The following is a 21,006-nucleotide window of genomic DNA, read 5'->3' on the forward strand; positions in this document are numbered from 1 at the left end:
CAGTTTGGCTGGCCGTCCACCGGCACGAGCATTCAGGATGCCGACTAGACCGTGGCGTTCCCAGTTGTGAATCCATGTTCTGATGCTCTCGCCGCTGATTCGCAACACGGCGGCAACGGTGGCAATGTCCTGACCTTGGTTGACAGCAATCAACGCCTTGCCGCGCAAGCGGAAATATTCCTTGGGGTGTGCTTTGGCTAATTGTTCAAGAGTGCAGACTTCAGCTTCATTCAAGGTCAATGTGAGTTTACGCATCGTCGAACCGGCATCAGGGAGATACGCAAACAGAAGCAAAAATCATTCCAACTTAGTTGTGCGGCACTACTTAACAACCCCCGTCCATCTTGCCTGATGAATTCTATGTGCATAAGCTATACGACATTTATTCCATCACGATTGCTGTCCGTCATCAAATAAAAATACAGGCTAAGCAAGTAATCTGTTTCTTGTAGCAAGAAGTCAGAGATACGCCCTTGCACCCTACCTGCCTCATGAAGAATTTCTTAACTTATGGCCAATCTGTATGTTTGGGTTGACGACAGAAACCGCGACAGGGTTACCCGCACGGTACGCGATCTAGCACGTCGGCATCCACAGTTTCATGAGTTCCTAAGCGAAGGGGATGGCATCGAAAATGTCTTGAACCTGCTGTTTCCGCATGGGATGCCCATGGAGTACCACGCGGCGAACCTCAGCATCGAGAACCGACCCGACGACAACTTGAACCTTGCGCTTCGTCCGGTCATCAATTCCGAACAGCCCTGGCCGTTTCCAAGAGGATGTTCGTTGGCGGTGAGGGGCTTCTGGCCAACTCGCGCTCCCAGCCCTGTGTTCATGGTTCAGGACTTGTTTGAAGTCGCTGACGCGCCTGGGCACAGCTATGAGCGTAGCCTCTCAGTGGTGGTCTATCAGGACAACCCACAGCTGCCACGCATCCAGCGCAACAACAATGCCTTGACCCGCGAGTTGGCCTTTGAGCTGCCTGCCATTTCGATCACCACTCGTGAGAAGTTGGTTGATTGGAGCGAATTCCTGAAGTGGAAACGCAAGCTCGTGTCGGAGAAAACCCGTGGGCTGAGATTCATCCAACGTGAGTGGCAAGAAGACCGGATCGTCTTCAGAGTGATTGGGGAGAGCGAGCAATACCTGCGTGAGGTCCATCGCTCTCTGTCTCGACAAGATGTGATGGCATTTGATCTGAACGTGTCTGTCGATCCCTGGACCTTTCGGATCAGCGATCGGGATGGCCCAAAGCGTGCCCCCAAGGGCTTTGAGCTTGGGCAACCGGAAGCGATGGCAAAACTCGCGCCACACAAGGACAAGATCAAAGACTGCGAATGGGACGAGCCACACTTCGCAGAAGTCGTGGTTGGCCTGTCTGAGGGTGCCCAGAATCAGCTGACGGTTGCTGAAGATGTGGCGAACATTCGCCAGATGATTCTCTCCAGAATTCCCGTGCAAGGATTCCTGTCTGTATCGGCAGCCGGTGATCTTGCGCTGATCCGGCGTCATGAGTTGGCGATCAAGCGCCTGCAGGATCAGGGCGGCTATGCACCTTACCTTTCTTCCTACCTATTTGATGTCCGACAAGCCAAGAAGCCGTCAGCCGACGAATCGATCACGCACTGGTTCAGAGATGATCTGAATCCTTTCCAGAAGGAAGCAGTCGAGAAAATTCTGAACACGCCTGACCTTTGCTTGATTCAAGGGCCACCGGGTACAGGCAAGACAACCGTGATCGCGGAGGCCATCATGCAGTTGGCCCGTCGCGGGGAACGCGTACTACTGGCGAGCCAGGCCCACACTGCTGTTGACAACGCATTGGAGCGACTCGGCAAGCATCCAGATTTGCGGGTCATTCGCCTAGCTCGCGACTTGGAAAAAGTCTCTGGTGATGGAAAGTCGTTTGTCCAGCAAGCAGCCTTGTCTCGGTATTACTCATCTCTGGCAGAACACGCGAATGACCGATTCCTGAAGCCTTGGCGCGAAACAGCCGAGCGGATGAACCAGCTTCAGTCTTGGTTGGTTCGAGCAGAGTATGTACGCCGTGATATCGCTCAGGCTGAACTGGAAATCGAACAATATGAGGAAGCTCGGACACGAGCAAAACTCGAAAGGGATCTAGCCTGGCAGAGGCTTCAGGAGCAGGCCCAGAAACACGAGGACACGAAACGACAACGAAACAGGCTTCTTGCCTTGAAGGAGTTCCTGGTCACTGACGACGGGGATGTTCCAGATGGCTTCCCTATGCTGGAGCCACAGTCCTCCGAACTCGCCACCAGCCTCTTCGGCTTGGCGGCAGCACGATCAAAACTCCCTGTTTCCAAGGCTGATTGGGACGCGGTGCCGCAGCAACGGCCTCAGATGCTCGCAGGGTTATTGAGGTATTGGCACAAGCTGAGGGCACGAGGACTGGAGCTAGAAAGGGATGTTGCACGATTGCATGCTGCGGGTGCGCGTCCACTACAGAGTCCCGACATTGCCATCCGTCTTGCAGAACTTGAGGCTGAAGAAAAGGCGCTTGCCGATCGAGTCGATGACGACGAAAGCTTGGTCTCGGCTTGGCGAGCCAAGCGTCAAGAAATCAAACAGCTTCGCAACAGCACCTCCGGGGGCCTGAGTACTGACCTGTACGGTGATCTGTTCGTCGACGCTGATCGGTGGTGCACTTCGATCGATAACGCAGAACAGGTCGGTACAGAGCTGGCCGACCGCGTCGCAATGTTGCGTGCCAACGGAGAGGTAATTGATCGGGCTTTGAAGCAACTGATTACGGAGACAAACCGGCTCATTGATCTTTGCACGATTCCAGAGATCAATGAATCTGAATGGCGGCAGCGAGAGCAAGAGCTTGAGCAGCACATCAGGAAAGAGCCTCGGGTACGGCAGTCTTTGAAAAGTTCCCATACTCGAGCGACTGAGCTGCTGTCCGCCCATGCGGTAGAAAATTCCGCGCACGATCAATCAACCGATGTCGCCACATTGCTCGCTCAGCAGATTGCTTTGCACCAGAACGAAGTTCGCGTGCTGGATGAGCAAATACAAACCCATAAGGATGAGCAGCATCTATGGGGGCAACTTATTCAAGACTGGGTCAATGATCTTCGAAGGCCAACGTCACACCAGTCGGATTGGGATCACTTCAAAGAAATCTACGTGCCGCAGTGCAATGTGGTCGCCATCACGTGCAATGAACGCGAGCAAACGCTCGAAGACTCTGGTCAGGTGAGTTTTGATGTGGCGATCATTGATGAGGTCAGCAAGGCGACGCCGCTGGAAATGCTGCTGCCCTTGATGCGTGCGCGACGCTCCATCCTAGTGGGTGACCACCGGCAACTTCCACCGCTGTTTCAGGAGGGCGCAGATGCCCAAACCTTCAGTGATGTGATTGAAGAGGCAGAGCAAGACGAGCAAGAGAGTCGAACTGCTTTGACCCGACACAACTTGCACCGCTTCGAAAAGATGGTCACGGCGTCCTTGTTCAAATCACACTTTGAAGCTGCAGACGATGCGATACGAGCACGCCTAGAGGTTCAGTTCCGCATGCACCCGCAGATCATGTCGATGGTGAACCATTTCTATGAGCGCCGTCTGACCTGCGGGCTGGAGTTTCCGCACTACGATCGAAATCACGGGATGGTTCTGGTCGATGCGGATGGAAAACCCATCGTCAAGCCTGCACTTGATGGTGCGGGCAATCGAATCCAAAAGAACATCAGCACGCCGTCGTCCGAGATTCCTCGCGAAGAAAAAGAAAAGGTCGTTCACGAGGGTGACCATGTTCTGTGGGTGGATACATCGCGCAATCTGGAGGAGCAGATCCACAAGGAGGACATGGATGCCGCCGGCAAACCTGCCCGCAGTAACCGTCTCGAAGCACAACTGATTGCCCACACATTGCTGCAGCTCGACAAACAGAGCACCTTTCTTGGCTATTCATCCCAGAAGCGGCGCCAAGTCGGTGTTGTGTCCTTCTACGCACGCCAATGCCGGTTAATCCGTGAGGCGATCCGTGCGGTCAAGCCGTCCGGGCGGTTTGATTGCCTGGATGTAGAGGTCAACACGGTGATCCGGTATCAGGGTAAGGAAAAGCCAATCATTTTAGTCAGCTTGGTGCGCAATGACGGCATTGACACGAAGAATCAAGGTGGCATGGCAAGACGCAGGTCCAGCCGTGCCAACGTGGCGCGTTACGAATTCATCAACGTGGCCTTCTCGCGAGCACAGGAGCTATTGATTGTCTTTGGCGCGAGAAGCATGTACGAGTCATACGAGGTGGCGCTGCCGCATATGGACAGAGAGGGAACGACGACTCGAATGGTCTACAAGGACATTCTGGATCAGTTAGACAGAGATGCCCGTCTGATTCCCGCGAGCCGACTGATGCGAAACGACACCCCTGGTCAGCGCAAGTTCTCGCCGCGACCCAGCAATGGCAATCGAGGTAATCAGCGATGAAGCTGGGTTCTTTCTCTGTCGGCATGCCGCTGTATGAAGTCGAATCGGAGGTGACGTACCAGACCGTACGCACGCCGACAGTATTCGAGCGGATGGCAATGAAGCTGTGCGACAGTTATCGGACGATACCGGGAATCGCCGAGATGACCCTGTCTCAGATTTTCGAGCAACAGCTCGGTGTGGCTTCGGCAAATGACCTGGTGGGACCAAGCGTTGAAAATCTGGTCTATATGGGCGTGTTGAGCAGCCCGTCGTCGCAAGACTATATGGATCTTCGGCTGGCAGACCTTGCCCTCACTTCTGATGGCGCGACTTTTCTCGAGCGAGATCGATTGCCCAGCCGGCCTCAGCAAACCACTGTTTCACACCTGTATTTCCCGCTGTCCAATTCGATCAAGTCTCAGCAAAATGACAATCGGCTGTCTAGAGCGCCCAGCCGTCCGTTCATTGGCGGTCCAGTGCTTGAGCCTTCCGATTGTTCTGCGCTAGTACGGGAGGCCGTGACAAAAGAACGGCACGCCTGGAAAACAGCGAATACTGAGATTCACTCCGTTCAGTCCCAAGTCGTTGGCGTGGTTTGGGAACAGCATCAAATCGCTCTGGAGTGCGATGAGTCGGGCGTGCTTGTTATCAAGGCGCAGGGATCGCCTGATTTTCAGCGATGGCTGGCAGCGGCAAATCCGGATGTGGTTTGGGAGCACATTCTGGAGCCCATCCTCGCAAGTGAGACCGCATCCGGCTGGCCCACGCTTAGTGAAGCAAGCTTCCGCAGCACTCTTGCAATTGCACCGCTGGATGGCTCCTCCACAGGAAATCGCGCTGCGGCGACCACATCAAGAGCAGCGCTGCGCGTGCTGGTTGATGAACAACAGTTGGAGCGGCACATTGGCGAAGACCTCGTTCTGCTGAAGAACGATAGACATGTCATCCAACGACTGACAGCACTCTTCAGAAGTGCTGATCGCGGAATTCGTCGGCTGCCTTCTCAAAAGGGGACGATCTGGCTCGAAATGGCGGAGCCATCGGACCTGCCCGCGGGGTTTGATGGTTTGCTCATTCGCAAAGAGGACCGCTCGCCGGAAGTCCATCTGACAGGATTAGCGAAGGTGTTTTGGGCGGGCCAGGAGCGCCGAGCTGTGCTCACGCTGACAGTCGATAAGGATATGAGTGCACGCGTTTGGCAAGCGGTGCAGACCGAGTTGAAATCAGCCCTGAGTTCGGAGCAGTCCGCTGATGTCTATGCGCTCGCTTCTCTGTGGGAGTCACCCCAGGAAACCATTTTGCGTTGGCAATCGAGAGTTGATGGATTGCCCATCGGCGAGTTGATTGAGAATTCCTCCGATTTCATCGGCGCGCTGGAGCGCTTCTCTCCTCACTCTGGTGAAGACTGGCGAGCAGAGTGGTTTAGTGCGCTCGCGGATCGGCTAATGTCGGCGATCACACGGTTGGAAGGCGACGTCGATCTTGCCGATGTGTTGAGTTACCTCGCCGACCTCGATCGGCTGATGCCAAAGCAGTCGGTGGAGATCAAGTCGGCGCTCCTGAACCACTGCCGTGCTCTTTCCGATCTCGAGTCACTGGAATCGCTTCGCAAGGCAGTAGGGCCATCAATCGCCTTGCCTGATGGCGTGATCGGCGATGCGCTCTTGCGGCAGTGGATCACAGAAGCTCTGACCGATGCCGGTTTGGCCCTTCATGGCCCTCATGCATATTCGCAACCCCTGGCGATGATCAGGTCCGCGTATCAAGCGGTGCTGCGTGATGTCGGCTTGAAATCGCTTCAAGATGCTGCCACTGGAAGCCTAAGCTTGCTGGGTGTGAAAACCTCAGCGCTGGCAAGTGTCACAAAGTGGCAAGAAGCCTGCGCGGCAGTGCGCAAGATGCGGGCGTCTCTCGAGGATGATTCCCTATCACCAATCAATCAGTTCGACACTTTGGTAGGTGCGTGGCGGGAGTTGGCAGTACGGCGACTGGCTCACCCGACAACGCCCGGCCAAAGGCAAGTCGTTCTTGATACCAGTGCGTTGATGCTGGTTCCTGATCTGCCTACCAACATGCGCCGAAACGATATCCCCGTCGTCGCTCGACGTGTGCTTGAAGAGCTAGACGGAATCAAGGCATCGTCCGAAGAGGAACGAGCCCAGAAGGCGCGAGCGGCGATTCGTTCATTGGAGCGCGCCGGGCAAGCCGTTCGCTATGAGTCTGAGGTGCTTGATCTGCTGCCAGCCGACTGGGAGCCGACGCCAGACAATCGAATTTTGTCGGTGGCACTCTATCTGCGGTTGAGCGATGCCATCTTGGTAACAGGTGACAGGAACTTCCGTAATAAGGCGCGTGCTGAAAACATCGTTGCCATGCTGCCGGAAGAGTACAAGGGCGGAAATCCAAATCAAGCAGCGCGTCGCGATACAGGAGGGAAGCGTAAATGAGCAGACATGACCAGGCACGCTATCAGATCGAACGCCAACGGCGTCAGGAGCTATTCAACCAGCGTGTTCGAGAGACGACTCGCAGCTATCTCGCTAGGTATCGTGGCGTGCTGGATGATGTGCAAAGCCAAGGACTCAACGAATATGTTCAGGCAGAGTTCTCTGTGCTAGAGAGGGAACTGGCAATCCTGACGCGACTTGTCGAAAGTGATCCTGCCGTAGCGCGAGACCGGAGCATTGAGTTGGGGCGACAGGTGCACGCGCTGCCACGACATGCACGAGGAATGCGCCAGGCATACATCGAGGCACAACGAGAGGCTGAAGAAGCGGCCAGAGAAGAGGCTCGGCGCCGAGTCGAGCAAGAGGCCAAGTCCCGACAAGAGGTGGAAACCGCGTGGCAAGACGAGCTGATGAGCTGGGCTGACCCATTGGCTAGGCAGTTGGCCTTCAAAGCTCTATCGGAAGCACGATCGCGCCTAATGGGGGCGAATAGTCAAACGTCGGTCGAGGACTTGCGAACGGCATTAAGGACGATCAAGACCGAGTACGAGCAACGCTCTCGGCAGATCAGAGAGAAGGAGTCCAAAGCAGCAGAAGTAAGCGCGACCGAGGATGCGTTGCAACTATGCCGTGAGCAGATCGCCTCTGTTGGGGGCGGAGCAGCTGAGCGTGCACAAGCATTGGGATCGATGCTCAATGCCTCCAGCGCGATGTCGCCCGAAGAGGTTTCTAAGCGATTGGTTGAAGTTACCCGAGATCTCGACGCTGTCGTGGTTGATGAGAGCTGCAGGCGGGAGGTTGTGCAGGCTGTATACCGCGCACTTGAGGATGCCGGTTTTGTGACGGAAAAGCCTCGACTCGTTCGTGATGGCAGCTCCAACGAGGTGGTGATTCGCGGCAAAAGGCCTGCTGGCGCCCAAGCAGAGTTCAAGGTTGAGCTCAGTGGAAAGCTCAACTACAAGTTTGACCACTACCACGGTTCTGCGTGTAAGAAAGACATCGATACGGTCCTGCCACGACTCCAGTCAATCTATGGGATTCAGCTCTCCACCGAGCGCACGATTTGGGAGAACCCGGATGACAAGGACAGCGATGCCAAGCCTCAACCAGGCATGACAAGGGAGAAGTAGATGGCTTCTGGACAAACATCTTGGCAAGACGCTTTCCTTCGGGAGTGCGGAATACGACGTGGGATTATCCTGCACGGCAATGTTGTCGACGTGGTGTCTGATCCAACCTCGCCTGATCGATGGCAAAGCGTTCCCGAAGCCGTTGATGCCATTCTTAAGCAGCGTGGTTACCGACACGTGATCCGGTGGGATCGTGTTACGGGCGTTTCCGGCGTCGATTCGAGAACCTGGCGAGAGCTGGCTGCCTCTACCGTTACCTCGGCTGCCCCTGCGGCAGGTGACGAGTACGATATGGGCGAACCACTGACACCCAGTCGCCCAGTACAGGACACGGGCTCACTGGAGGTGACCCCGCAGGACTTCCTGACTGTAGTTTCGCGGTTGATGAAGCAGTCCGGACCCGATCGCGTCGCATTTGTCTTGGACTGGTCACACCTTTTGTTTGGACAAGCCAATTCCCTGAGCGAAGCCGAAAGAGGCTGGTTGCTGATGATGGGCAAGGCGACCAGGGATGCACAAATCACGCTCAATCCAGCCGATGTAGATAGGCCACAAACACTGATGGTCTTTCTGTGCCAAGGGCTCTCGGTGTTGCCACCATCGCTCTACCTGAATAATCCACTGTTCAAAGAAATCAACGTCCCGCTGCCATCTCGGGCAGTGAGAGAAGCGGCAGTGCTTCAGCTTTCTTCCGTGCTCAACGTCGAGCCACCGGTACTTCCGAAGAGCCGGGTCCTGGCGGATATCGTCGACTCGCTGGAAGGGCTCACGCTTCGCGACATTCACAATCTTGCCAAGCTCTCGCGCCAGCTGTCGAAGATGAGTGCCGAGTCGCTGGTCAGCATGTATCGCTACGGCGAGCGCCATAGTCCTTGGGAGCAATTAAATCGGGACAAACTTGGCAAGGCTGTGGAGACACTGAAGGTTCGTGTCAAAGGCCAAGATCAAGCGATCGATGCAGTCAATCAGATCCTGGTCCGGGCGTACACCGGATTGTCAGGGCTGCAGCATTCCAGCAAGCAAAGAACACCCAAGGGCGTGCTGTTCTTTGTCGGCCCGACCGGGGTGGGAAAGACCGAGCTGGCCAAGGCTCTCGCACAGTTTCTGTTCGGTGATGATGAAGCTTGCCTTCGATTCGACATGTCGGAGTTCAACCATGAGCACGCCGATCAACGCTTGGTCGGAGCGCCCCCGGGCTACGTTGGCTACGAGGAAGGCGGTCAACTCACCAACGCGGTGAAGAAACGTCCCTTCTCCTTGTTACTGTTCGACGAAATCGAGAAGGCGCACCCGAGGATTCTTGATAAGTTTCTTCAGATTCTTGAGGACGGAAGATTGACTGACGGCAAAGGCGACACCGTTCTGTTTTCCGACACCGTCATCGTGTTCACATCCAACATCGGCGCAGCGCAAATCGAAGCCGACAACCCCGATGTGCGAACGGCCTTTGTCGAGAAAGTCCGTGCACACTTTGTGAACGAACTGAAGCGACCGGAACTGCTCGGGCGTATCGGTGAGGGAAACATCATCCCCTTCAACTTCATGGCGGATGATAAGTTCCTCGTCGACATCGCTCGATCGAAGCTCGAGCCGCTTCGACATCGCCTCAGCGAAAAATGGGGTGCTTCTGCGCTGCAGTTCGTTGACGAAACCAAGGCACTTCAATCGATCGTCGGCATGGTTGACCGAAGCAGCGGTGGGCGTGGCGTTCTCAACGCACTGACGATTTACTTGTTCGACCCACTGGCTCAGTTCCTCTTTGATCAGGTTGGCTCGCCGGATAGATTACAGGGGCACACAATTAAGGTTGTCCAAGCCGGGTCCAAGCCGAATTTCGACTTCGAACTGGAGTGACTTATGTCTTGGTTGAACTTGGCATCGTGGATACCCTGCACTGAAGTTGAGGGGCCTGGAAAGCGTGCGGCACTCTGGGTCCAAGGTTGCGATAAGCGTTGTGTTGGATGCTGTAATCCTAGCTACCTAAAGATCGTCCAGCGTAACATCCTGAGCGCGGACACTATGATCGAGTGTCTGCTAGCTGCCCACCAGCAGTGGGATTTGGAGGGGGTTACGTTTTTGGGCGGAGAGCCATTCCTCCAGGCGCAGGGGCTTGCTGCAGTGGCCGAGGGGGTTTCAAGGACGGGGCTATCAGTGATGACATTCACCGGCTACACGATGCAGGAGCTTCATGAAATGTCTCTGCCTGGCACTCATGAGCTGCTGGCGTGGACCGACGTACTTGTCGACGGCCCCTACGAGTCATTAAGCCCTGACAGCAGACGGAATTGGGTTGGCTCGACGAACCAACGATTCCACTATCTGACAAATAGGTACGACGCCTCGATAGAAGGGGCTGGCATACCGGAGCGGGAAGTCGAGTGGCGGATTCGTGATGACGGACACCTTGTGGTTAACGGCTGGCCATGCTCAATAAAATAGCAATGTAATCAAGTAAAACCGGGATCCTTCACTAAATTCTCGGCCGTAATGGTGGATAATCTGATCATAGATACAGATCAGGCCTACAAGAAAAACGTCGACCTCGATCGAGGATCAGATACGAGGCCTCACGAACCAAGCCGCCTCATCGCCAAAGAAAAGTCGCCCAGTATCATGAGGCGACTTTTCTTTGGTGCATCGTAAAGTGCTACAGCACAAAAACAACATCATCAAGATTTTGATATGTAATGAATTTCACGAACAGTAGCGCCCATCCAGCATGGGTGCCACGGAAAGGCGGCGAGTCATTGATTTTATTGAATTTTTTTGGATGGAGAGGCTTCCTACGCCATTGAGAAGCATATTATTACTGTTCATTTAGGTCGATTGTTGCCCATTTTCGCCGTGCCGGTGCTACACGAAGTGCCACTTTGCAGTGCTACCGCACCAGCCCGAGAAACTTGGTCGCAGCAAACTGCCTTGAACATGGAGAAACCGCTAAGCAATTGAAAAAAATAGAAATTATCTTATCCAGGCCTGGCTTGGTCAAGATCGCGTCAAAAGAGCGCCATATGGAGTGGCGCAGTTTTATAAATCGCGCCACAATCGCGCCACAGACCATACGAATCGCGCCACTCCAACCATGTCATCTGCGACCGATCTATTCCAAAGCATCCTGCAATCGCCAGGAGGGTTGACTCTCACCGAATTGCTGGCGCAACACCCTGATGTCGCCCGCCGAACGGCACAGCGCTGGCTCAGTAAGCTGGTGATAGATGGACAGATCATCGGGCAAGGCGAAGGGCGTGCCCGCCGTTATCTTGCTGCTACGCTCATGGGTAAGCCGGCGCCCACGGATGAGGATGTTTTCCCGCGGTATATCCCGCTATCGGCTGACAGCCGGGATATCCTCGTCTATCTTGAACAGCCGCTGGGAGCACGTAAACCGGTGGGCTATCAGCATGACTTTCTGGTTGCTTACCAGCCCAACCAGACATGGTATCTCCCCGAACCCCTACGTCGCCAGCTGCGCAAGATGGGCGATACCGGGCAAGCCAAGCTGCCGGCCGGCACCTATGGACGAGCCATCCTCAATCGATTACTGATTGACCTGTCCTGGGCCTCCAGCCACCTGGAGGGCAATACCTACTCACGGCTCGATACGCGGGAGTTGATTGAGCACGGAACGGTAGCGCAGGGCAAAGCCGCGATCGAAACCCAGATGATTCTGAATCACAAAACCGCCATCGAACTCTTGGTCGAAAACGCGGATACGGTCGGCTTCAACCGCTACACGCTGTTCAACCTGCATAGCGCCCTGTCGGAAAACCTGCTACCGAACCCGGCCGACGAAGGCCGGTTGCGTCAGCACGGAGTCGAGATCGGCAAGAGCGTCTATCGCCCCCTCTCAGTACCGACTCAGATCGGCGAAGCGCTGGATGTAATGTTGGAGAAAGCCAACCAGATCGGCGACCCGTTCGAGCAGTCTTTCTTCATCATGGTGCACTTGCCCTATCTGCAGCCATTTGCCGACATCAACAAGCGTACCTCGCGACTGGCAGCCAACCTCCCTCTGATCCGTGCCAACCTCTGTCCCCTTACTTTTCTTGACGTGTCCGAACAGGCCTATAGCCGCGCCACCCTCGGCGTTTATGAGCTGACACGCATCGAATTGCTGCGCGACCTGTACCTGTGGGCCTACGAGCGCTCGACGCAAGAATATCTGGCCATCAAACAGGACCTGTCCGAACCGGACCCGTTGCGTCTGGCCTATCGCGACCTCATCAAGCGAACGATACGCGAGGTCGTCCTGCAACGCGATCACGATCCGCTTGAGATGGTTCGGCGTTGCCTCTCAGAAGGCGTCCCCGCTGCAGACCAGCAGAACGTCGAGGCGCTCGTCATCGAGGAATTGCGACGCCTACACGAAGGGGTTCTGGCTCGCTATGGACTACGCCCCTCCGAGTTTACCCAGTGGCAAGCGCGGCAGCGCCAAACGTGAGCGGGGAAAGGATGTCGACCACACATGATGAATTGGCCCGGCTGCAAGCGGAAAATGCCCGTCTGATCGCCCTGCTGGAATCGCATGGCATCGATTGGCGCCTGCCGCCACGGCCTGCCCCAGTTGCACCGGAGCCAGAGCCTTCGCGCCTCTCCACTCATGAAAAAGTGGCGCTATTCCATCGCTTGTTTCGCGGCCGCGCCGATGTCTACCCGACCCGCTGGGAGAGCAAAACCACCGGTAAGTCGGGCTATGCACCTGCATGCGCCAACGAGTGGCAACCTGGCGTTTGTGAAAAACCGCGTATCAAATGCTCGGACTGTGGCAATCGCTTACTGATGCAGCTTTCGGATTCCGTAATTTACGGCCACTTGACTGGCGTACACACAGTCGGCGTATATCCACTACTGGAAGATGACACCTGCTATTTTCTCGCCGTCGATTTCGACGAGGCCGAATGGCAAGAGGATATACGTGCCTTTCTCCAATCCTGTAACGAACTGGGCGTACCGGCCGCTCCCGAGATTTCCCGGTCAGGTCAAGGTGCTCACGCTTGGGTATTCTTCACGGACAAAGTCTCGGCGCGCGATGCCCGTCGACTGGGCACAGCCATCATTAGCCACACCTGTGCACGCACCCGGCAATTACAACTCGCATCGTACGACCGCCTATTTCCCAACCAGGATACGATGCCTACAGGCGGCTTCGGCAATTTGATTGCCCTGCCACTCCAGAAGAAAGCGCGTGAGCGCAATTGCAGCGTGTTCGTAAATGCCGAGCTGACCCCTTACCCTGACCAATGGGCATTTCTGGCATCCATTCAACCGATGGCGCCACAGGACATCGAACCAACCATCATGCGTGCCACGGGCGGAATGCCTCCGATTGATGTGACCTTTATCGATGACGAAGAGCTAGCCACCCCATGGAAGCGCACAACGCCATCGGCAAAGAAACTGACCGGCAAGATGCCAGAGTCGCTAACGGTCACGCTAGCCAATCTGATTTACTTTGAGAAAGCGCAACTGCCTCAGTCGCTGGCCAATCGGCTGATCCGCCTCGCGGCGTTCCAAAACCCCGAGTTCTACAAGGCACAGGCAATGCGGATGTCTGTGTGGAACACGCCGCGCGTGATCGGTTGCGCCGAGAACTATCCGCAACACATCGCACTACCGCGCGGATGCCTCGAGGCAGCACAGGAACTGCTGTGCGACCATGGCATCCGCTGCGATCTGCGTGATGAACGTTATCTCGGCCATCCCATCGACATCGATTTCGCCGGCACGCTCCGTCTCGACCAGGAGGCTGCCGTCGCTGCGATGTTGCACCACGATGCCGGGGTACTGTGCGCGCCAACTGCCTTTGGCAAAACCGTGACCGCCGCCGCACTAATCGCCCGACGTGGCCTGAACACCTTGGTGCTGGTACATCGCGCAGAACTGCTCAAGCAGTGGCAGGAGCGCCTGCAAGCCTTCCTTGACGTCAGTAAAGGAGTAGTCGGCACCATCGGGGGAGGCAAGAACAAGGCAACCGGCAAAATCGACATCGCGCTGATGCAATCACTTTCCAGACAAGGAGAGGTCAACCCGCTGGTCGAAAACTATGGCCACATCATCGTGGATGAATGTCATCACGTCGGTGCGACATCATTCGAGGCCATTCTGAAACTGACCAAAGCCAAATTCGTGCTCGGCCTGACGGCTACACCGATTCGGCGCGATGGCCAGCAGCCGATCATTTTCATGCAGTGCGGCCCCATCCGCTACACGGCCGCCAAACCGACCGGAGCACCGCATGACCTGGAGGTGGACCCACGCATATTGGACGCGCCCATCATGCTGCCATCAACCGCCGGGATCCAGGACGTGTTCCGTCACCTCGCCAACGATCAGCTCCGAACTGATGCCATCGCAACAGAGGTGGAGAAAGCCTACCTAGAGGGGCGAAAGGTGCTGGTACTGACCGAGCGCACTGAACACATTGACTCCATTCTGGCGACATTGGCCGGCAAAGTACCCTCACCCTACATTCTTCACGGCAAGCTATCCAAGAAGCTGCGCTCAGCGTTGCTCACAGAGCTTGAGGCGCTGCCGCCAGAAGCGCCACGCATTCTGGTGGCAACCGGCAAGCTGGTCGGCGAAGGCTTCGACCATCCACCGCTCGACACTCTGATTCTGGCCATGCCAGTTTCGTGGAAAGGAACGCTACAGCAATATGCTGGCCGGCTGCACCGGGAACACGGCAACAAGACCAGCGTGCGGATCATCGACTTTGTCGATTCAGGCCACCCGGCATTGCTGAGAATGTGGGACAAACGCCAACAAGGATACCGGGCAATGGATTATCGGGTGGTCGAAAGATAGTCGATATCGAAGTTGCAAAACTCGGTCTGACCATAGCCGGGGCCAGTCAGGCGTAATCCAGGCTCATACCAGCTTAGCCCCGGACAGGTTGTCGAGCACTTCCTGCAAGCGCCGCTTGGCCTTGTGCGTCTTGCGCAAATGGACCATCAGCGCCTGCCATTCGTCGTCGCGCTGGCAGGCCTGGTAAACCTGGCGCATGCGGCGCAGGTAGCCCGCCGCCTCCACGTAAGCCGACGGTTGAACTTTCGCGATCAGCCCGTCTGCGATGGCGCGCCAGATTGCCAGCGCGATGTCGGGATGGCTGGCTGCCACGGCCTCGGCCACGCGCTTTTCCGTGTCCCAGTTCCAGCTCGGGGTCTTCGGCAAGCGGCGATAGAGTGCGACCACATCGTCGTGGCGCTGTTCCAGGATGGCGATGCTGATCAAAAGATCGAGCTCGGGAAAGCGCTGCACACTCGGTTTGGATGTGCCGTGCAGGTGGGCCAGCTCGCTCGGTGGCAGCGGCCAGCGCGGCAGCACTTGGGCATCGTCGCCCAAGTCGGGGGGCAGGCCGGTCTCAAGAAAGGCCAGCGCGGCCGCACGCACAGCACCCCACTTGTCAGCCTGCTCGGCGGCCTCGCGCAATTCGGAGAAGGCGGCGAGCGAGGGCTGGCTGAAGAAGCGCTCCGCCCGGTAGGCGCAAGCCAGATCGTATTGCCCTTCCGTCAGGGCCAGCATATGCAGTTTCTCGCGCATGCACTCGGCGATGCCGCGTGCCTCTTGTACGGTTTTGGCGTAGCCCTGGATGCACCACTGCCGCGCCCGCTCCCGCTCGCCGGCCGCCAGCAACGCATCGACCAATTGCTCATAGTTCCAACAGACATTCGCCTCCCGCTCGAGCATAGGGAGGATGCGCTCATGCCAGCCGCCACGGGCATAGGCAACTTGCAGCCGCCCCACCAGCCGTAGGCGCTGATATCGCCGGCTCGCCCCCGGAGCGCCTTCGCTATTGAGCAGCACTTGCAGAGAACGGGCCGCCATCTGCCAGTCTTGCTCGCCGTACTGCGGACTTTCCAGCAGCTTTTCACCGGCCTCCAGCAGCGAGTAGTCATCTTCCAACAAATGGTCGATCACCCAGATCAACTGCTCGGCGGACGGCAGCGACGAGTGCGGCAGGGCTTCGAGCACCACTGCCATGCACTCGGCAATTGCCAAGGCGGTTTCGCCCTCATCGTCCGCCTGCTCGACTTGAGCCATGGCCCCTTGCCAAAGTTCTTCGCCCAGCTCCAGCAACGCATCGTAATGCCCTCTTTCGAGCAGGGTCGAAGTTGCCTCTGCAGGTGCGAGTAGTCGGGCGACTGGGCGTCGTCGTACCAGGGATGGCTCCAGGCCGGTTCCGTGGCAAGGCGCTGGATTTCCTTGCGCAGCGAGCGCACCAGCTTGTCCACCTGCCCACTGTCTAGCTGATGAGCCTCGAGAATCGACTGCCCCAGCTCAGGATCTCGGCCGGCCTGTTCTGCCAGCCAGGTAACGAGCTTGTCCTTGCTCCAGCCTTGCAGGATATTTTGCAACTCTTGGAAAGAGGGCTGCTTCTGCCGGCGGTGCTTCGTCACGGGCTCGTCCACGCCGTCCTCGTCATCTTCGTAATACGCTTCACCGTCATCCTCTTCGTCGTCAGCCAAGCTCCGCGCAAGCTTGCTCGCCTCGTCAAGTACAGGGATCGCTTTACCTTGCTTAACGTGTTCTGCAGCAGCCAATACAACCGCCACCGCATGCTTGCATGACAGCCCCCAGTCATAGGGGCAGGTGCAGAACGAAGTTAACGTTCCCCCGGCGCCGATGTGGACCGACGTGGCATAGCGCTCGCTACCGGTGACCCATGCAGCCAGTGTACCGTCCGCGGCCTGCGACAGACCACTTACTCTGCGGAGATAGCTTTTGCCACGCTCGAAAATCTTCTCGCTGGCCCATTCTTGCAAGTCATCGACGGTCAACTTGTCGAGGTTATTTTCGATCATTTTCATCCAGGTTAAGGCATATGCGGCGTTGTAAGCCAGATCAAAACGGCTGACAAAGGACACGCTCGAACTGTGTACATCCTGTAAGCGATCGATCGCCGAACGCAGCAAACCTTAGCACTCCTTGCGGTTCGGCAGCTCGGCTTTCGGCCGCCACTGCGTACCAAGTTCTCCAGGTTATCCTGGTTGCCATTTACCTCCCCTGCCTGCTTGCGGCCGATCAGATTGATCTTGCTCCTGCTCCTCGACCTTCAACACAAAACTATTGCCCGCTGCTTTCTTTGCCCGCCAGTCGGCCAGGGTGTAGAGAGTCGGATTGCTGGTACGGCCTAGCGGCTCCTCCACCGAAATCAGGCACTTCATCATATCGCTGTTAGTGCGTCTGGTTACCTTGGCGGAACATGGTCAACACGCCGGTCCTTTGCAAACGATCGAGCTCACGCATGATGCTGCCTTTGCCCACCAGCGCCCAAGGGGCAATATCGTTAGCATAGAAGCTCTACCCCGGCTTGCCATAGCACAACCCCAACACTTTCTGCTGGGTGGCTGTGAACAAAGCATCGCTCCGCGATAAGAAGGACATGGCAACACCAAAGAGTCCCAAGGAGGGAACGATGAGTCTCACTCTGGGACTCATCACGCCATCTACAGCTTCGGGAATACTCAGGTGGCTAGAAGCACAAGGTTCTCTCTGGCGTGGAAACATCACTCAACATGCAGAAGTGAAAAAGCCGCCCAGTCTCATGAGGCGGCTTTTCATTGGTGCATCGCAAAGTGCTACAGCACAAAAACAACACAACCAAGCTTTTGATATAAAAATATTTTTCCTATCAATCGCTCCCATCCAGCATAGGAGCAACCGAAAGCCGTCTGGCGGGGCGTGTAGCTTGGTTCATGAGAGGGGAGGAGCGATCGGCTCCGTTAGCTGCTGTTTCGTTTCTGTTCATTCAGGCCGATTCTTGACCATTGATGCCGTGCCGGTGCTACACAACGAATCACCTTCATCGCACAACACGGTTAACTGACTAAGCGATTGAAAATCCTGCGATTATCCCGCCCCCCATCTGCCCGGGTCAAGGCATAGTCTGTCCGTTGGGCGGCCTGCAAACCAGTCAGACCGTAGCGCCCTTCCCTCTCAGTGCATTATCTCAAGGTTCTTCATCCAGCTTCACGCTACTGCTGCACCCAACTTCCCGGCGACCGAAATGCAATCGACATAACAAGACCAAAGGCATACAATAACCGGTTGTCATTTAAGCCTCATCCTCGTCATGAACCTCCCCGACCTGCTCGCCAGCTTCGCGTCCGCCTTCAACCAAGAGCAGCGCCTGCTCAGCCTGCAACTGGGCGATGGCCAGCGCTGGGGCGAGGCGCTGTTGCCGCTGGCGCTGTCCGGCGAGGAAGCGCTGGCCGACAGCTACCGCTTCCGCGTCGAGTGCCTGTCGCCGGACGACGGCATCGAACTGAAGACGCTGCTGGGCTTGCCGGTACGGCTCGGCATTGCCAGTGCCGACGGCGGTGAGAGCATCCGCTGCGGCGTGGTCAGTGCCGCCGACACGCTGGGCAGTGATGGCGGCTTTGCCAAGTACGCGCTGACCATCGAACCGCCGTTCGCGCTGCTGCGCCTACGCCAGACCTCGCGGGTATTCCAGGACCTGTCGGTCGACGCCATCGTGCGGCAGATCTTCGCCGAGCATGCGGCGGCCAACCCGGTGTTCGCCGCCGTGCAGAGCCTGGACTTCGTGTTGTCCGGCCCGTTGCCGGCGCGCAGCTACTGTCTGCAGTACCGTGAATCCGACTACGCCTTCATCACCCGCCTGCTACGCGAGGAAGGCCTGTCCTGGCGCTACGAGCACCTGGATGGCGTGAACGAGCGAGGTAGCACCGCGTCGCGAGGGAATACCCCGCAGGTCAAGCTGCTCGCCTTCGACGACCCGTATTCGCTGCCTGCGGCCAACCTCGAACGGGTGCGCTTCCACCGCAGCGATGCCACCGAGGAAGAAGACGGCCTCACCCGCTGGGACGGCGCCCGGCAGATCGTGTCCGGCAGCGTGGCGCTGGCCAGCTTCGACTACCAGCCGGTGGCCACCGGCCACAGTGGTGACGAATCGGCGCTGGATCAGGGGCTGGACGGCAACCGCTTGCAGTCCAGCCTCAGCCACTACGACGCCCCCGGCGCCTACTACGCCAGCGATGCCGAACAGCTCAGCCACTACGCGCGGCTGCGGCAGCAGGCGCACGATGCTCGGGCCAAGACCTTTACCGGCGGCGGCTCGGTGCGCGGCCTCACTGCCGGGCAGTGGTTCCGTCTCGACGCGCACCCGGCGCACGCGGGCGATGCGCCCGAGCAGCGTGAATTCGTGGTTACCCGTCAGACGCTGGCCGTCCGCAACAACCTGCCAGCCGAGCTGGCGCGCAGCCTGCCGGCGGCCCTGCGGCCAACCTTGGCCGCATCGGCAACGGATAACAGCGACGCGCCGTTCCACACCGCCTTCGACGCCCAGCGCCGCGGCCTGCCGCTGACCCCGGCCTACGCCGACTCCACTCACGCCAAGCCCACCGCGCGCGGCGCGCAGACCGCCACGGTAGTCGGCCCGGCCAATGAGGAAGTGCACACCGACGCGCAGGGTCGCATCAAGGTGCAGTTCCACTGGCAGCGGCCGGACGAGCACCCGGACAGCGGCGCCAACCTCGACGAGCGCTCCAGCTGCTGGCTGCGCGTCGCCATGCCCAGTGCCGGCGCTGGTTGGGGCCACCAGTTCATCCCGCGTATCGGCCAGGAAGTGCTGGTCGACTTCATCGAAGGCGATATCGACCGCCCGGTGATCACCGGTGTGCTGTACAACGGCAGCCACCCGACACCCGACTTTAGTGGCGTCGGCAAGCTGCCGGGCAACCAGACCCTGTCCGGCATCAAGAGCAAAGAGCATCAGGGCGGGCAGTACAACGAGCTGCTGTTCGACGACACCCCGGGCGAAGTGCGCGTCAAGCTCAGCAGCGAACACGGCCACACCCAACTGAACCAGGGCTACCTCGCCCACCCCAGAACCGACGGCAAGGCCACGCCGCGCGGCGACGGCTTCGAGCTACGGACAGACCGCCACGGCGCCATCCGCGCCGGCCACGGCCTGTTGCTCAGCACCGAAACGCAAGCCGCAGCCGGTGGCAAACAACTGGCGCGCGACGGCGCCCAGAACCAGCTCGACGCCGCGCTGGCGCTGGCCCAATCCCTGGCCGACACCGCCACGGCGCAACTGGCGGATACACAGGAAACCGGACCCACCGAAATCAAGCCGGACAACGGCAAAGGCACGAAGAAAACCGACGGCCACCTGCAGCACCACGTTGCGGCACTGAAAGCGTGGGAAGCCGGCAGCAACACCGACAAGGAATCCAAAACGGCTGCCCAGGGCAATGGATCAGCCCAGGCCGGCCAGCAGCCCATCATGATCCTCAGCGCCCCGGCAGGGTTGGCCGCAGCCACCGACAACTCCCTGACCCTGGCCGCAGGCACGAACATCGACCAGGTCGCCCAGCGCGACCTCAACCAGACCTCGGGCCGGCGCTGGCTGCACAACGTCGGCCAGCACATCAGCCTGTTCGTGGCCGAGGTGAAGGACAAAGTCAGCCTGAAACTGATCGCTGCCAAGGGCAAGGTGCAGCTGCAGGCGCAGAGCGATGCGATGGAACTGACGGCGGATAAGGACGTCACCATCACCTCCTGCAAAGGCAAGGTGGTGATCAGCGCCAAACAGGACATCCTGCTCACCAGCGGCGGCGGCTACATCAAGCTCTCCGGCGGCAACATCGACATCCACTGCCCCGGCACGGTAAGCGTGAAGGGGGCGGAGCATGCGTTGAGCGGACCGGCAAGTATGAAAATAGCCCCACCCACCCTCCCTGTAGGGCAAACACAATTACATATCAAACGTGAATACCACGACGAAGAACCCCTGCCAGGGGCTGAATACACGGCCACCTTTGCGGATGGCAGTGTCCGTAAGGGGGTGCTCGATGCTGACGGACAAGCACATCTGAATGAAGTGCCCCCAGGCGCAGCTCGAGTGGTATTTGGGCCTGATCCAAGAGCATACAAACGTAAGGATCAACAACCTAATCCTGAGTACAAATCCAAGCTATCTGAAGGCGACATCCAAAAGCTGATCGCCAAGCATGGAGGAGCCTGAG

General features: G+C 57.7%; 12 protein-coding genes. 9 read left to right on the forward strand and 3 right to left on the reverse strand.

Annotated features, from left to right (window positions below; all coding sequences use genetic code 11):
- Positions 1-294, reverse strand: a 294-nt coding sequence (locus B9N72_RS19175; protein WP_143477847.1) for a helix-turn-helix domain-containing protein, incomplete at its 3' end; no start/stop codon positions are given.
- Positions 295-510: 216 nt separating this feature from the next.
- Here B9N72_RS19175 and B9N72_RS19180 point away from each other — a divergent pair.
- The 7 genes from B9N72_RS19180 (at position 511) to B9N72_RS19210 (ending at position 14,821) form a co-directional block, all read left to right on the forward strand.
- Entirely contained in the window at positions 511-4,458 is a 3,948-nt protein-coding gene (locus B9N72_RS19180; RefSeq protein WP_085277806.1) for an AAA domain-containing protein, read from the forward strand.
- The gene (locus B9N72_RS19185; RefSeq protein WP_085277807.1) at positions 4,455-6,887 is read left to right on the forward strand and encodes a PIN domain-containing protein; all 2,433 of its coding nucleotides are present in this window, start codon (positions 4,455-4,457) and stop codon (positions 6,885-6,887) included. The genes B9N72_RS19180 and B9N72_RS19185 overlap by 4 nt, the downstream gene beginning before the upstream one ends.
- On the forward strand, positions 6,884-8,017 hold the full coding sequence (locus B9N72_RS19190; protein WP_085277808.1) for a hypothetical protein: 1,134 nt from the start codon (positions 6,884-6,886) through the stop codon (positions 8,015-8,017). The genes B9N72_RS19185 and B9N72_RS19190 overlap by 4 nt, the downstream gene beginning before the upstream one ends.
- Positions 8,018-9,871: an AAA family ATPase gene (locus tag B9N72_RS19195; RefSeq protein ID WP_085277809.1), complete on the forward strand. Its 1,854-nt coding sequence runs from the start codon at positions 8,018-8,020 to the stop codon at positions 9,869-9,871.
- Positions 9,872-9,874: 3 nt separating this feature from the next.
- Positions 9,875-10,456 (forward strand): 4Fe-4S single cluster domain-containing protein, encoded by a 582-nt coding sequence (locus B9N72_RS21820; protein ID WP_085277810.1) that lies wholly within the window; start codon positions 9,875-9,877, stop codon positions 10,454-10,456.
- A 577-nt stretch (positions 10,457-11,033) separates the two neighbouring features.
- Positions 11,034-12,458: a Fic family protein gene (locus B9N72_RS19205; RefSeq protein ID WP_200811064.1), complete on the forward strand. Its 1,425-nt coding sequence runs from the start codon at positions 11,034-11,036 to the stop codon at positions 12,456-12,458.
- 11 nt (positions 12,459-12,469) lie between these two features.
- On the forward strand, positions 12,470-14,821 hold the full coding sequence (locus B9N72_RS19210; protein WP_085277812.1) for a TOTE conflict system archaeo-eukaryotic primase domain-containing protein: 2,352 nt from the start codon (positions 12,470-12,472) through the stop codon (positions 14,819-14,821).
- Positions 14,822-14,884: 63 nt separating this feature from the next.
- On the opposite strand, the gene B9N72_RS21275 is transcribed toward B9N72_RS19210, so the two are convergent.
- Together B9N72_RS21275 and B9N72_RS21280 are read right to left on the reverse strand one after the other, a co-directional pair.
- Positions 14,885-16,057, reverse strand: coding sequence for a hypothetical protein (locus B9N72_RS21275; protein ID WP_200811066.1), 1,173 nt, complete (start codon positions 16,055-16,057; stop codon positions 14,885-14,887).
- Positions 15,940-16,929, reverse strand: coding sequence for an SWIM zinc finger family protein (locus B9N72_RS21280; protein WP_200811068.1), 990 nt, complete (start codon positions 16,927-16,929; stop codon positions 15,940-15,942). Before B9N72_RS21280 ends, B9N72_RS21275 begins: the two co-directional genes overlap by 118 nt.
- Positions 16,930-17,432: 503 nt before the next feature.
- Here B9N72_RS21280 and B9N72_RS21010 point away from each other — a divergent pair.
- Together B9N72_RS21010 and B9N72_RS19230 are read left to right on the forward strand one after the other, a co-directional pair.
- Positions 17,433-17,843, forward strand: a complete 411-nt coding sequence (locus tag B9N72_RS21010) for a hypothetical protein (protein WP_143477886.1) — start codon at positions 17,433-17,435, stop codon at positions 17,841-17,843.
- 246 nt (positions 17,844-18,089) lie between these two features.
- Positions 18,090-21,005, forward strand: a complete 2,916-nt coding sequence (locus B9N72_RS19230) for a type VI secretion system Vgr family protein (RefSeq protein ID WP_085277813.1) — start codon at positions 18,090-18,092, stop codon at positions 21,003-21,005.
- The last annotated feature ends 1 nt before the right edge of the window (position 21,006 follow it).

It is taken from the genome of Pseudogulbenkiania subflava DSM 22618 (assembly GCF_900177275.1).
In the GTDB taxonomy this organism is placed as follows: Bacteria; Pseudomonadota; Gammaproteobacteria; order Burkholderiales; family Chromobacteriaceae; genus Pseudogulbenkiania; species Pseudogulbenkiania subflava.